Origin of the sequence: Solimonas flava DSM 18980 (genome assembly GCF_000426685.1) — a bacterium.
GTDB classification, from domain to species: Bacteria; Pseudomonadota; Gammaproteobacteria; order Nevskiales; family Nevskiaceae; genus Solimonas; species Solimonas flava.
This window is the reverse complement of the sequence record NZ_AUFV01000008.1, coordinates 39,617-52,265: the sequence shown is the minus strand read 5'-3', so window position 1 is coordinate 52,265 and position 12,649 is coordinate 39,617. Positions and strand designations below refer to the sequence as shown.

The following is a 12,649-nucleotide window of genomic DNA, read 5'->3' as shown; positions in this document are numbered from 1 at the left end:
ACGAAAAAGCCCGCCGGAAGGCGGGCTTTTTGTTGGCGCGGCGGTTCGTTTCGGTCTCGTCGTGCTGCGTGCACGACGGTCGTCCTCACGACGCCAGGATCCCCGACGCTGCGCGTCGTGGACTCTCCACGCGGTTCGGACGACTACTTATCCCGGAACGTGATGCGGCCCTTGGTGAGGTCGTAGGGGGTCAGTTCGACCTTGACCTTGTCGCCGGTCAGGATGCGGATGTAATTCTTGCGCATGCGACCCGAGATGTGCGCGACGACGACGTGGCCGTTTTCCAGCTTCACGCGAAACGTCGTGTTCGGCAGCGTCTCCAGGATGACGCCCGCCATCTCGATGTGATCTTCCTTCGCCATACGCCCTTCGATTTACTTAGAAGGGCGGCATTATCGGGAAAGCACCCCGCCACATCAACCCGCGGCGACCGATCGAACCGGCGTCAGCTCGCGCCACTGGGTGCCGAGCAGGGCCTCCAGCGGTCGGAAGCGACGCTTGTAATCCATCTTCGGGCTGTGCTCGACCCAGTAGCCGAGATAGACATGCGGCAGGCCCGAACTGCGCGCCTGTTCGATCTGCGCCAGGACCGCGAGCGTGCCGAGACCGCGTTCGCGCAGTTCCGGGGCGAAGAAGGTGTAGACGGCGGACAGGGCCTGCGGCAGGTGGTCGACGACGGCGACGCTGCGCAGTTCGCCGCGTTCGCGAAAGCACCAGTAGCGCACGTCCAGCCACGAGCATTCGAGGAAGGCGTGGAAGGCCTTGCGGTCGAGCGGGTCCATGCCGCCGCCGGCGTGCCGCGCCTGCAGGTAGCGGCGATACAGCTCGTAGTGTTCGTCGCCGAGGCGGCGTTCGATCGTCAGCTGCAGATCGGCGTTGTCGCGCCAGCACCGGCGCTGGCCGCGGTCGGCGCCGAACTGGCGCACGTCGATGCGCACCGGCACGCAGCGTGTGCAGTCGCGGCAGTGCGGACGGTAGGTGTGATCACCGCTGCGGCGGAAGCCGAGTTCGAGCAGGCGCTGGTAGTGGCCCGGGCCGAGTCCGGCCTCCGGGTCGACGAAGGCGCTGCGCGCGAGCAGGCCGGGCAGGTAGCCGCAGGCATGCTCGGTGCTGAGGAACAGGCGCAGGGATTGCGTCATGGCGACGGTCCGTGGCGCGGGTCGGCCGGCGCGTCGTCGAAGCGCCAGACCGGCGACAGCGCGCCGGCATCGGTCGCCTGCGCCAGCTGGCGCAGGAACTGCTCGCGCGGCACCTCCTGCGCGCCGAGGCTCAGCAGGTGCGAGGAGCTGACCTGGCAATCGATCAGCTCGAAGCCCCAGCGCTCCAGCTGCCGGCACAGCCAGTACAGCGCCAGCTTCGAAGCGTCGGTCGCATGCGAGAACATCGACTCGCCGAAGAACACGCGTCCGATGGCGACGCCGTAGAGGCCGCCGATCAGCCGGCCGTCGCGCCAGACCTCGACGCTGTGCGCGTGGCCCTTGCGGAACAGATCGCCGTACGCGGCGCGCATGTCCGGGCCGAGCCAGGTGCCGCGACTCTTGGCGCGTTCGCCGCCGCAGGCGGCCAGCACCTCGCCGAAGGCGCGGTCGAAGCTGAGGGCGTAATCGCTGCGGCGCACGGTCTTGCCGAGACTGCGCGAGACGTGCAGGCCCGACGGGTGCAGCACCGTGCGCGGGTCCGGGCACCACCAGAGGATCGGCTCGTCGGGGTTGTACCAGGGGAAAATGCCCTGCCGGTAGGCGCGCAGCAGCCGGGTCGTCGAAAGATCGCCGCCGATGGCCAGCAAACCGTTCGGATCGCGCATCGCCAGGTGCACGGGCGGGAACGGCTGGTGCGGATTGCGCGGGTCCAGCCAGTGCAGGCGGATCGGGCTTTCCATCGTCGCGAAGCGGGCCTCCTACGGTGCACCGCTAGCATACGCAGCTCGCGTGCCGGCGGGAATGCGCGCCGGCACGCGGTCGGATTAGGGCCTGTTAACGCCAATAGCGTCGCTGTGGTGCTGCCTGGCGAGTCGCCAGGCTAGGCGCGGGCCGCGCACTTGGGTGATTCCCAAGAAGCGGACCGCAACGCCGCATGGCGGCTCGCCAAGCGGCATCCCGAAGGGACCGGTCCGTTTTGCCGCATCGCGACGTCTCTCGTCGCTCATGTACGTCCAGTACATCGCGCTCCTCGTTCCTTGCGCTGCGGCAAAACGGACTCGGCCACAGCGACGCTCTTGGCGTTAACAGGCCCTAGTGGAAAGTCGGCGCTGCCGCCGGCACGTCCTTGAGTACCCATTGCACGACTGCGTCGTGCTCGAAATGCGTGATCGGCTCGGCGTCGGTCGGTGGACCGGCTTCGGTCATGCGGCCTTCGTTGTCGAAATGGATGCGCGCGCCGGCGGTCTGGATCTTGAGTTCGCCGCTGTTGCGGTTGTCCTGCAGCGTCAGCTGCAGGTAGCGCAGGTCGCGCCCGGCGAATTCGGGCAGGCGGTCGGAACCGGCGGCGATTAGCGCCGCCTGATCGGCAGTGAATTCGCGGATGCCGCCTTCCGGCGTCAGGACGAAATGGCGAATATGGCTCATGGCTTTGATGTCGGCTTGCGCTCGTGAAACTTTGGACACGCTTTCAATATGAAGGTTTCGCGCCGGCTTTCAAGTCTCGGCCGCAGGGGAGCATGACCGGTATACTGCCCCGATCGCCGCAGGCCCGCCGGCGCGGGTTCCGCGCCATGCCGCATCCCGAAATCTCACGCATGTTCAAAGCCAAACCGCACGCCACCGACGAAGCCGCCGGGCCAGGCTGGCTCGAGCGCCTGCCGCGCGAGGCAGCGCTGCTCGGCTGCCTCGGCCTGTCGCTGTTCCTGCTGGTAACCCTCGCCAGCTTCAATCCGAACGATCCGGGCTGGTCCTCGTCCGGCAGCGGCGAGCCGGTCCGCAACCTGGCAGGGCCGGTCGGGGCGTGGATCGCCGACGTGCTGCTGTCGCTGTGCGGCTATGTGGCCTTTCTGCTGCCGTGGGCGGTGCTGCTGATCGGCATCCGCATCTTCAGCGAGGCTCCGCCGGGCGCGCGCATGCCGCGCGGCGTGCGCGTCGCGGCCTGGGCCGTGCTGCTGGTCGGGCTGGCGGCGCTGGCCTCGCAGCACATCGGGGCCTCGGCGAGCTGGGCGCCGCAGGGCAGCGGCGGCATCGCCGGTCAGGCGGTGGCGCGCGGTCTGGTCTCGGTGCTCGGCGGCTTCGGCAGCAGCCTGCTGCTGCTGACGCTGGTGATCGTCGCCGCGCCGCTGGCGCTGACCTTTTCGTGGCTCGACATCCTCGATCGCGTCGGCAGCTGGGTCTTCGCGCTGGCGGCACGGCGCATCGAGAGGCCGGCGCGGCTGGCCGAAGGCACCGACGGCGAGGACGGCGAACTGCCGATCGTCGCCGAGTCCGAACGTGCTCCGGCCAGACGCCGCAAGGAGAAGGAAGAGCCGGCCGCGCGCATCGAACCGCTGTTCGGCACGCCGGTCTTCGAGGAAACGTCACCGGCGAAAGAGAAGCGCAAGCGCAAGGCGCCGTCGCTGCTCGGCTCCGAGGAGGAGCAGCTCGGCCTGCTGCACGAGGCGCCGGCGGCGCCGGCGCTTGCGCCGATGCCCGCGCCCGCGCCGGCGCCCCGTCCGGCGGCGCCGGTCCGCAAGGCCGAGGCGGTCGAGGTGCCGGCCTTCGACGGCGATCCGCTGCCGCCGCTGACGATCCTCGATCCGGCGCGCCCGTCCGGCCGCCAGTACACGCCGGAGGAACTCGAGCGCCTGTCGCGCGACGTCGAGCGCCATCTCGAATCGTTCGGCGTAAGGGCGCAAGTCGTCGCGGCGACGCCGGGGCCGGTCATCACGCGCTTCGAGATCCAGCCGGCGCCCGGCGTGAAGGGCTCGCAGATCACCAATCTGTCGCGCGATCTGGCGCGCTCGCTGTCGGTGTCGAGCGTGCGCGTCATCGAGGTCATCGAAGGCAAGTCGGTCGTCGGTCTGGAGATTCCGAACCAGAAGCGCGAGATGGTGATGCTGCGCGAGATCATCGACTCGCCCGCGTACCGCAACTCCGCGTCGCCGCTGACGCTGGCGCTCGGCAAGGACATCGCCGGCAATCCGATGGCGGGCGATCTGGCCAAGATGCCGCATCTGCTGGTCGCGGGCACCACCGGCTCCGGCAAGTCGGTGGCGATCAACGGCATGATCCTGTCGATGCTGTTCAAGGCGACCGCCGATCAGGTGCGCTTCATCTTCGTCGATCCGAAGATGCTGGAGCTGTCGGTCTACGAGGGCATTCCGCACCTGCTGACGCCGGTCGTCACCGACATGAAGGATGCCGCCAACGCGCTGCGCTGGTGCGTCGCCGAGATGGAACGGCGTTACCGCCTGATGTCGGCGCTCGGCGTGCGCAATCTGGCCGGTCTCAATCGCAAGGTCGAGGAGGCCGCCGCCGGCGGCGAGCCGATCCGCGACCCGCTGAAGAACAGCAGCCAGGATCTGTTCGATCCGGAAGCGGGCGTGCCGGAAGCCGAGCCGCTGCAGCCGCTGCCGCATATCGTCGTCGTCATCGACGAGCTGGCTGACATGATGATGGTCGTCGGCAAGAAGGTCGAAGAGCTGATCGCGCGCATCGCGCAGAAGGCGCGCGCCGCCGGCATCCACCTGATCGTCGCCACGCAGCGGCCGAGCGTCGACGTCATCACCGGCCTGATCAAGGCCAACATCCCGTCGCGCCTCGCGTTCCAGGTCGCCTCGCGCATCGATTCGCGCACCATCCTCGACGAGCAGGGTGCCGAGACGCTGCTCGGTCACGGCGACGGCCTGTTCCGGCCGATCGGCGCCAGCCGGCTCGACCGCGTGCACGGCGCGTTCGTCGATGATCACGAGGTGCACAAGGTGGTCGCCTATCTGAAGCAGGTCGGCGAGCCGCGCTACATCGAGGAAATCTGCGCCGACGAGGCGCCGTCCGGTCCGGCCGAAGGCAGCGGCGATGACGCCGAGGCCGATCCTTTGTACGACCAGGCGGTGGCGATGGTGCTGGAGACGCGCAAGGCCTCGGTGTCCTGGGTGCAGCGCCGTCTCAAGATCGGCTACAACCGTGCCGCGCGCATGGTCGAGCAGATGGAGGCAGCCGGCATCGTCGGGCCGAGCGGCCCCGGCGGCAACCGCGAGATCCTCGCCCCGGGCGGACGCGATTGACGCGTCGTCCGGGATCTTGCGCGGAGTCAGATCCGATTCAGCGCCGCCGCCGATAGTGGCGCGTCCTTTCACCGGGTTCCCTCCATGAAGAAGCTGTCGACCCTGCTGTTCGCTGTCCTCGCGCTGTGCGGCGCGCAGGCCCATGCCGGTCCGGCCGACGACGCGCTCCGGCGCTTCGTCGACGGCGCGCAGACGCTCAGCGCGCGCTTCGAGCAGACGCAGAAGGACGAGCACGGCGAGGTGCTGGCGCAGCGCAGCGGCACCTTCGACCTGTCGCGCCCCGGACGCTTCCGCTGGCGCTACGACCAACCGTACGAGCAGCTGATGGTCTGCGACGGCAACAAGATCTGGAACTACGAGCCGGATCTCGCGCAGGTGACGGTGCGTCCGGCCGATCAGGTGCTGAAAGGCACGCCGGCGGCGCTGCTGGCGCAGCGCTCGCTGCTCGGCGACGCCTTCACCGTCGAATCCGGCGGGCAGAAGGAGGGCGCCGACGTCGTCCGCCTCAGGCCCAAGGGCGGCGAGGTCAACAGCGACTTCCAGTCGATCGAACTGTGGCTGAAGAACGGCGTGCCGCAGCGCATGCAGTTCTTCGATGCGCTCGGCGGCAATACCGACATCCGCTTCTCCGACATCAAGACCGGCGTCAAGCTCGATGCCGCGCTGTTCCGCTTCACGCCGCCGAAGGGCACGGAAGTGATCGACGACGGGGCGGGGCGTTAAGGCGCCGTGAGCGACGCTGGCACCTTCTCCGGAGAAACCCCTTCGGCCCTTCGCGACGCCGTTGCCGGCGAGGCTGCCCGTGGCTGATCGCACGCCGGCGCAGCCCTCCATGACCGGGCGTTCGCCGGGGTCGACGTCCGGCGGACGCCGGCCCGATCCGGCGCAGCCGCTGGCCGAGCGCATGCGGCCGCGCACGCTCGACGAGGTCGTCGGCCAGGATCACCTGCTGGGCGCCGGCGGCCCGCTGCGCGTGCTGCTCGAGGCCGGCAGCGTGCCGTCGATGGTGTTCTGGGGGCCGCCGGGCGTCGGCAAGACCACGCTCGCGCGCCTGCTCGCGCAGTACAGCGATGCCGAGTTCCTGACGCTGTCGGCGGTGCTCGCCGGCGTCAAGGACATCCGCGAGGCGGTCGCCCATGCGCAGGCGCTGCGCCAGGGGCTTGCGCCGCGGCGCACGGTGCTGTTCATCGACGAAATCCACCGCTTCAACAAGAGCCAGCAGGACGCGCTGCTGCCGTACGTCGAGGACGGCACGATCACGCTGATCGGCGCGACCACCGAGAATCCCTCGTTCGAGCTCAATGCGGCGCTGCTGTCGCGGCTGCGCGTGTTCGTGCTGCGCGGCCTCGACGAGACCGCGATCCGCGATCTGCTGGTGCGCGCGCTGAGCGATGCCGAACGCGGCCTGGGCCTGGCGGCCGACGCACTGCCGGCGCGCTGGCTCGATCGCATCGCCGAGGCCGCCGACGGCGACGCGCGGCGCAGCTTGGTGCTGCTCGAAACCGCGGTCGAACTCGGCCGCGCCGAAGCCGGCCGCGACGATCAGGTGCTCGACAAGCTGATCGGCCGCGGCCTGCGCCGCTTCGACAAGGGCGGCGAGAACTTCTACGACCAGATCTCGGCGCTGCACAAGAGCGTGCGCGGCAGCGATCCGGACGCAGCGCTGTACTGGTTCGCGCGCATGCTCGACGGCGGCGTCGACGCCGCCTATCTGGCGCGCCGCATCACGCGCATGGCGATCGAGGACATCGGCCTGGCCGATCCACGCGCGCAGCGCCTGTGCCTCGACGGCTGGGACACCTACGAGCGTCTCGGCAGCCCGGAAGGCGAGCTGGCGCTGGCGATCGCCGTCGTCTATCTGGCCTGCGCGCCGAAGAGCAACGCGGTCTACGCCGGCTACAACGCGGCGCGTGCGCTGGTCGAGCAGACCGGTACGCTGGAAGTGCCGATGCACATCCGCAACGCGCCGACCAAGCTGATGAAGGACCTCGGCTACGGCCAGGGCTATCGCTACGATCACGACGAAGCGGGCGCCGTGGCGGCAGGCCAGCAGTTCCTGCCGGATCGCCTGCTCGGCACCGAGCTGTACGCGCCGGTGCCGCGCGGCCTCGAGATCAAGATCGGCGAACGGCTCGCGCAGTTGCGCGCCGCGCGCAAGACGCGCTGATACGCCGCTTGCCGGGCTGCAGGCCTGCGCGCCTGCGTCTGGAGATGGCATGCTTGGCGCGGCACGGCTCGATACGGGGGCTGTGCATTTTCGCCCGAGGAGGCTCATGAGCGGTTCCGGATTCGTGATGGTCGGCATCGGCGCCGCCTGCGGTGCCTGGCTGCGCTGGCTGCTCGGCCTGTGGCTGAACCCGCTGTTCCCGACCGTGCCGTTCGGCACGCTGGCAGCGAACCTGCTCGGCGGCTATCTGATGGGGCTGGCGATGGCGCTGTTCGCGCATCACCAGACGTTGCCGCCGGAGCTGCGCCTGCTGCTCGCCACCGGCTTTCTCGGTGGCCTGACCACGTTCTCGACATTCTCGGCCGAGACCAGCACCTTGCTGCTGCGTGAGCAGTACGGCTGGGCGCTGGCGACGATCGGCCTGCATCTCGGCGGCTCGTTGCTGATGACCCTGCTCGGCATCGCGACCTACAACGGCCTGAAGGCCTGAGGCGGACATGGACGAAACGACGAAGCCGGGCGACGCGCCGCGCAAAGGCTGGTACCTGCGCGTCTTCGTATCCGAGAAGGATCGCCACGACGGCCGGCCGACCTACGACTGGCTGCTCGACACGGCACGCGCGCTGCAGGTGCGCGGCGGGTCCGTGATCCGCGCCGCTGCCGGCTATGGCCGCCGCGGCACGCTGCGCGACGAGGGTTTCTTCGAGCTGGCCGGCGAGCTGCCGATGGAAGTCGGCTTCGTGCTCGACGCCGCCGGCCGTGACGCCTTGCTCAAGGCGATCGCCGAGGCCGGTCTGTCGCTGTTCTACTGCTGCAGCGAAGTCGAGTTCGGCGTCACCGGCGCCTAGCGTCTCGGCCGGAGCGTGGCCTCGGCTACAATGCCGGGCCCCACGCCGACCCGTCTTTCCGATGCTCGATCCCAAGTTACTCCGGGCCCAGCCCGAGCAGGTCGCCGCGCAGCTCGCGCGCCGCGGCTTCGTCTTCGATCTGTCGCGCTTCAACGAGCTCGAATCGCGCCGCAAGACGCTGCAGGTCGAGACCGAGCAGCTGCAGGCCGAACGCAACGCTGGTTCCAAGCGCATCGGCCAGGCCAAGGCCAGGGGCGAGGACGCCTCGCCGGTGCTCGCCGACATGGATCGCATCAAGGTGCGCCTCGCCGAGATCGAGAGCCAGCTCGCCGCGCTACAGGCCGAGTTCGACGATTTCCTCGCGCGCCTGCCGAACCTGCCGCACGCCTCGGTGCCGGACGGCCGCGACGAGAACGACAACGTCGAAGTGCGCCGCTGGGGCACGCCGCGCCCGGCCGAAGGCGCCAAGGACCACGCCGACCTCGGCGAGGCGCTCGGCCTGATGGATTTCGCCGCCGCCGCCAAGCTCACCGGCGCGCGCTTCACCGTGCTGCGCGGCGGCCTGGCGCGCCTGCATCGCGCGCTCGCGCAGTTCATGCTCGACGTGCACACGCGCGAGCACGGCTATGAAGAGCTGTATGTGCCGTACATCGTCAACGACACCACGCTGCGCGGCACCGGCCAGCTGCCGAAGTTCGGCGAGGACCTGTTCGCGCTCAAGGGCGAGCAGCCTTGGCGGCTGATCCCGACCGCGGAGGTGCCGGTGACCAATCTCGTCCGCGACGAGATCCTCGCCGCCGACGAGCTGCCGAAGAAGTGGGTCGCGCACACGCCGTGCTTCCGTTCGGAGGCCGGTTCGGCCGGCCGCGACACGCGCGGCATGATCCGTCAGCACCAGTTCGACAAGGTCGAGCTGGTGCAGGTCGTCGAGCCGTCGACGTCGTACGCCGCGCTCGAAGAGTTGACCGGCCACGCCGAGACGATCCTGAAGAAGCTCGGGTTGCCGTACCGCGTGCTGGCGCTGTGCACCGGCGACATGGGCTTTGGCGCCGCCAAGACCTACGACCTCGAAGTCTGGCTGCCGAGCCAGAACCGCTATCGCGAGATTTCCTCGTGCTCGAACTGCGAGGATTTCCAGGCGCGGCGCATGCTGGCGCGCTATCGCCATCCGGAGACGAAGAAGACCGAGCTGGTGCACACGCTCAACGGCTCCGGCCTCGCGGTCGGCCGTACGCTGGTGGCGATCATCGAGAATTACCAGCAGGCCGACGGCTCGATCGCGATTCCCGATGCGCTGAAGCCGTACCTGGGCGGCATCGAGCGCATCGCCCGGCTGTAAGGCATGCCCAGCGCCATGGTGAGGCGCCCGTAGCGCCGGCGACGCCATCCGGAATCCGCAGCCTGCGCGCGCGGTGTCGCGGCGCTGCGCCATGACGATGAACGATAGACTGTCACGATGATCCGCGTTCTTCCCGACACGCTCGTCAATCAGATCGCGGCCGGCGAAGTCGTCGAGCGCCCGGCTGCGGTCGTCAAGGAGCTGGTCGAGAACAGCCTCGACGCCGGTGCGCGTGCGGTCGAAGTCGAGATCGAGCAGGGCGGGGCGGGGCTGATCCGCATCCGCGACGACGGCAAGGGCATCGGCCGCGACGAGCTGGCGCTGGCGCTGACGCGGCACGCGACCAGCAAGATCGCGAGCTTCGACGATCTCGAGCGCGTCGCGACGCTGGGCTTTCGCGGCGAGGCGCTGCCGAGCATTCTGTCGGTGTCGCGGCTCAGGCTCGCCTCGCGCACCGCCGAGGCCGATCACGCCTGGGAGCTGGCCGGCGCCGGACACATCGACGGCGTGCAGCCGCGGCCGGCCGCGCATCCGTTCGGCACGACGATCGAAGTCCGCGACCTGTTCTTCAACACGCCGGCGCGGCGCAAGTTCCTGAAATCGGAAGCCACCGAGTTCCGCCAGATCCAGCAGGCGCTGTCGCGCATCGCGCTGTCGCGCTTCGACGTCGGCTTCTCGCTGCGCCACAACAACCGCCGCATCTTCGACCTGACGCCGGCGGCCGGTGAGGAAGGCCGGCTGGCGCGCATTCGCGCGATCTGCGGCGACGATTTCGTCGCTGCGTCGGTGGCCATCGACGAGGCGCGGCTCGGCATGCGTCTGCACGGCTGGATTGGTCTGCCGAGCTTCGCGAGGCCGAGCGCCGACCTGCAGTACGTCTATGTCAACGGCCGCCTCGTGCGCGACCGCCTGATGGCGTTCGCCCTCAAGCGCGCCTTCGCCGACGCCATGCACTCGACGCACCATCCGGCCTACGTCGTCTATCTCGAACTCGATCCGGCGGCGGTCGACGTCAACGTGCATCCGCAGAAGACCGAGGTGCGCTTCCGCGATGCCGCGCGCGTGCACGACCTGCTGTTCGGCGCGGTGCACCAGTTGCTGCGCCGCTTGCGGCCCGAGCCGGAACGGCATCATCAGGTCACATTCGCCGGCTCCGAAGCGTCTGCTGCCGCGGCGCCGCCGGCGGCGAGTGCGGCGAGTGCCGGTGTGCTGCCCGGCTACGTCGCCCGCGAGGCCGTGTCGCCGCCGGCCTGGCGGCCGCCGGCACGGCTCGATCTGCGCGAGCCGCCGTCGCCGGCCTACGCGCCGGTTGCCGCGGCATCGGCGGTCGGCATCGAGCCGGCGCCGGCGCCGGTGGACGACCGGCCGCTCGGCACGCCGCTCGCGCAGGTGCACGGCATTTACATCCTCGCGCAGAACGATCACGGCCTGGTGCTGGTCGATGCGCATGCCGGCCATGAGCGCGTGCTCTACGAACGCCTCAAGCGCCAGCTCGCCGACGGCGGCATTCCGGCGCAGGCGCTGCTGGTGCCGGAAGTGGTGACGCTGGCCGAGGACGAGGCCGACGCGCTCGAAGCGCGGCGCGAGCAGCTGCACGCCTACGGCATCGACTTCGACCGCAGCGGGCCCGGCAGTATCCTCGTGCGCGCGGTACCGCCGCTGCTGGCACGTAGCGATGTCGGTGCGCTGTTGCGCGAACTCGCCGGCGACGAGACGCGCCGCGAGACGGCTTCACATTTCGGCGAGGCGCTCGACGCACAGCACCGCGTGCTCGCCGACGTCGCCTGCAAGGCGGCGATCAAGGCGCACCGCCGCCTGACGCTGGCCGAGATGGACGCCTTGCTGCGCGACATGGAGCGCACGGAACTCGCCGGCCAGTGCAATCACGGCCGGCCGACCTGGGTGCAGATCACAGTCGCCGAGCTGGACCGGCTGTTCCTGCGCGGACGCTGAACGTCCGTTTGTTTATCCTCGAAGTGGCCGTGGGCGCCGCGCGGGCGTGCAGGCATTCATCGACTTCGATGACTTCGATCCCGGGGGGGGGATATGGATAGCGAACCGACGCCGGCGCCGCCGGTGCAGACCGAGCCGTTCCGCTTCAATGGTTCCGGTGGCGAATACTTCGGCATCTGGATCGTCAACCTGCTGCTGACGCTGGTCACGCTGGGGCTTTATTCGCCGTGGGCGAAAGTCCGGCGCCTGCAGTACTTCTATCGCAACACCGAGCTGGCCGGCGCGCCGTTCGACTACCACGGCAAGCCCTGGTCGATCCTCAAGGGCCGCCTGATCGCGCTCGGCCTGCTGCTGATCTATCACTTCGCGACGACCTACCTGTCGGTGTGGACGGCGGTCGCGCTGGTGCTGATCGCGCTGGTGATGCCCTGGCTGCTGCGCAACGCTTTTCGCTTCCGCGCGCACTACAGCAGCTATCGCGGGTTGCGCTTCAGCTTTCGCGGTTCACTGGCCGGCGCCTACGGGGTGTTCCTCGGCTACGGCGCGCTGATGTTCTTCACCGCCTATCTCGCCGCGCCGCTGTTCCACCAGCGCCTCAAGCGTTACCAGCACGGCAACGCCTGCTTTGGCGGCAGCGCGTTCTCGTTCAGCGCCGGCGTCGGGCGCTTTTACCGGACCTATCTGCCGTTCATGGTCGGCTTCGCGGTGCTGTTCGCGCTCGCGTTCCTGCCGATCATCGGCCTGTCGGCCAGTGCGAAGGCCGGCGGCAAGCCTGATCCGGAGGCGGTGGCGGCCGCCGGCTTCGGCTTTCTCGCCGTGTTCCTGTTCGGAGCGCTGGTGCTCGGCCCGCTGTTTCAGGCGGCGATCCAGAACCTGATCTGGAATCACACGGCGCTCGGCCCGCATCGTTTCGTCAGCCGGCTGTCCGGCTGGCGCCTGCTCGGGATCACGGCGAGCAACTTCGTGCTCGTGGCGCTGACGCTGGGCCTGTTCATGCCGTGGGCGGCGGTGCGCGTCGCCCGTTACCGTGCGAGCTGCACGAGCCTGCAGGTCGAAGGTTCGCTCGACGCCATCGTCGCCGATGCCGGCGTCGAGGTCGCTGCGCTCGGCGAGGAAACCGCCGAGCTGTTCGACATCGACATCGGGCTCTGAAGGGC

11 protein-coding genes and 2 pseudogenes are annotated in these 12,649 nt (G+C 69.3%); 9 read left to right on the top strand and 4 right to left on the bottom strand.

What is annotated here, in order from left to right:
- Positions 1–143 precede the first annotated feature (143 nt).
- The 4 genes from infA to K343_RS0109235 all read right to left on the bottom strand — a co-directional run bounded on the left by infA (position 144) and on the right by K343_RS0109235 (position 2,564).
- Positions 144–362, bottom strand: a complete 219-nt coding sequence (infA, locus tag K343_RS0109250) for a translation initiation factor IF-1 (protein ID WP_028007834.1) — start codon at positions 360–362, stop codon at positions 144–146.
- 54 nt (positions 363–416) lie between these two features.
- Positions 417–1,139, bottom strand: a complete 723-nt coding sequence (locus K343_RS0109245) for an arginyltransferase (protein WP_028007833.1) — start codon at positions 1,137–1,139, stop codon at positions 417–419.
- Positions 1,136–1,879 carry a leucyl/phenylalanyl-tRNA--protein transferase gene (aat, locus tag K343_RS0109240; protein ID WP_028007832.1) on the bottom strand — a complete coding sequence of 248 codons (744 nt, stop codon included), beginning with the start codon at positions 1,877–1,879 and terminating at the stop codon, positions 1,136–1,138. Before aat ends, K343_RS0109245 begins: the two co-directional genes overlap by 4 nt.
- 352 nt (positions 1,880–2,231) lie before the next feature.
- On the bottom strand, positions 2,232–2,564 hold the full coding sequence (locus K343_RS0109235; protein WP_028007831.1) for a hypothetical protein: 333 nt from the start codon (positions 2,562–2,564) through the stop codon (positions 2,232–2,234).
- 92 nt (positions 2,565–2,656) lie between these two features.
- Between K343_RS0109235 and K343_RS25375 the strand changes: the two are divergent.
- The 9 genes and pseudogenes from K343_RS25375 to K343_RS0109195 form a co-directional block, all read left to right on the top strand.
- A pseudogene (locus K343_RS25375) lies at positions 2,657–3,295 on the top strand (DNA translocase FtsK 4TM domain-containing protein); the annotation flags it as partial.
- A 211-nt stretch (positions 3,296–3,506) separates the two neighbouring features.
- Positions 3,507–5,185: pseudogene (locus tag K343_RS0109230) on the top strand (DNA translocase FtsK); the annotation flags it as partial.
- 84 nt (positions 5,186–5,269) lie between these two features.
- On the top strand, positions 5,270–5,908 hold the full coding sequence (gene lolA, locus K343_RS0109225) for an outer membrane lipoprotein periplasmic chaperone LolA (protein WP_028007829.1): 639 nt from the start codon (positions 5,270–5,272) through the stop codon (positions 5,906–5,908).
- A gap of 109 nt (positions 5,909–6,017) precedes the next feature.
- Positions 6,018–7,352, top strand: coding sequence for a replication-associated recombination protein A (locus K343_RS0109220; RefSeq protein WP_028007828.1), 1,335 nt, complete (start codon positions 6,018–6,020; stop codon positions 7,350–7,352).
- Positions 7,353–7,458: 106 nt separating this feature from the next.
- The gene (gene crcB, locus K343_RS0109215) at positions 7,459–7,842 is read left to right on the top strand and encodes a fluoride efflux transporter CrcB (RefSeq protein WP_028007827.1); all 384 of its coding nucleotides are present in this window, start codon (positions 7,459–7,461) and stop codon (positions 7,840–7,842) included.
- 7 nt (positions 7,843–7,849) lie between these two features.
- Positions 7,850–8,200, top strand: a complete 351-nt coding sequence (locus K343_RS0109210) for a DUF190 domain-containing protein (protein WP_051278105.1) — start codon at positions 7,850–7,852, stop codon at positions 8,198–8,200.
- A gap of 61 nt (positions 8,201–8,261) precedes the next feature.
- Entirely contained in the window at positions 8,262–9,539 is a 1,278-nt protein-coding gene (serS, locus tag K343_RS0109205) for a serine--tRNA ligase (RefSeq protein WP_028007825.1), read from the top strand.
- A gap of 117 nt (positions 9,540–9,656) precedes the next feature.
- The gene (gene mutL, locus K343_RS0109200; RefSeq protein WP_028007824.1) at positions 9,657–11,492 is read left to right on the top strand and encodes a DNA mismatch repair endonuclease MutL; all 1,836 of its coding nucleotides are present in this window, start codon (positions 9,657–9,659) and stop codon (positions 11,490–11,492) included.
- 93 nt (positions 11,493–11,585) lie between these two features.
- Complete coding sequence (locus K343_RS0109195) at positions 11,586–12,644, top strand: YjgN family protein (protein ID WP_028007823.1); 1,059 nt, start codon at positions 11,586–11,588, stop codon at positions 12,642–12,644.
- Positions 12,645–12,649 lie beyond the last annotated feature (5 nt).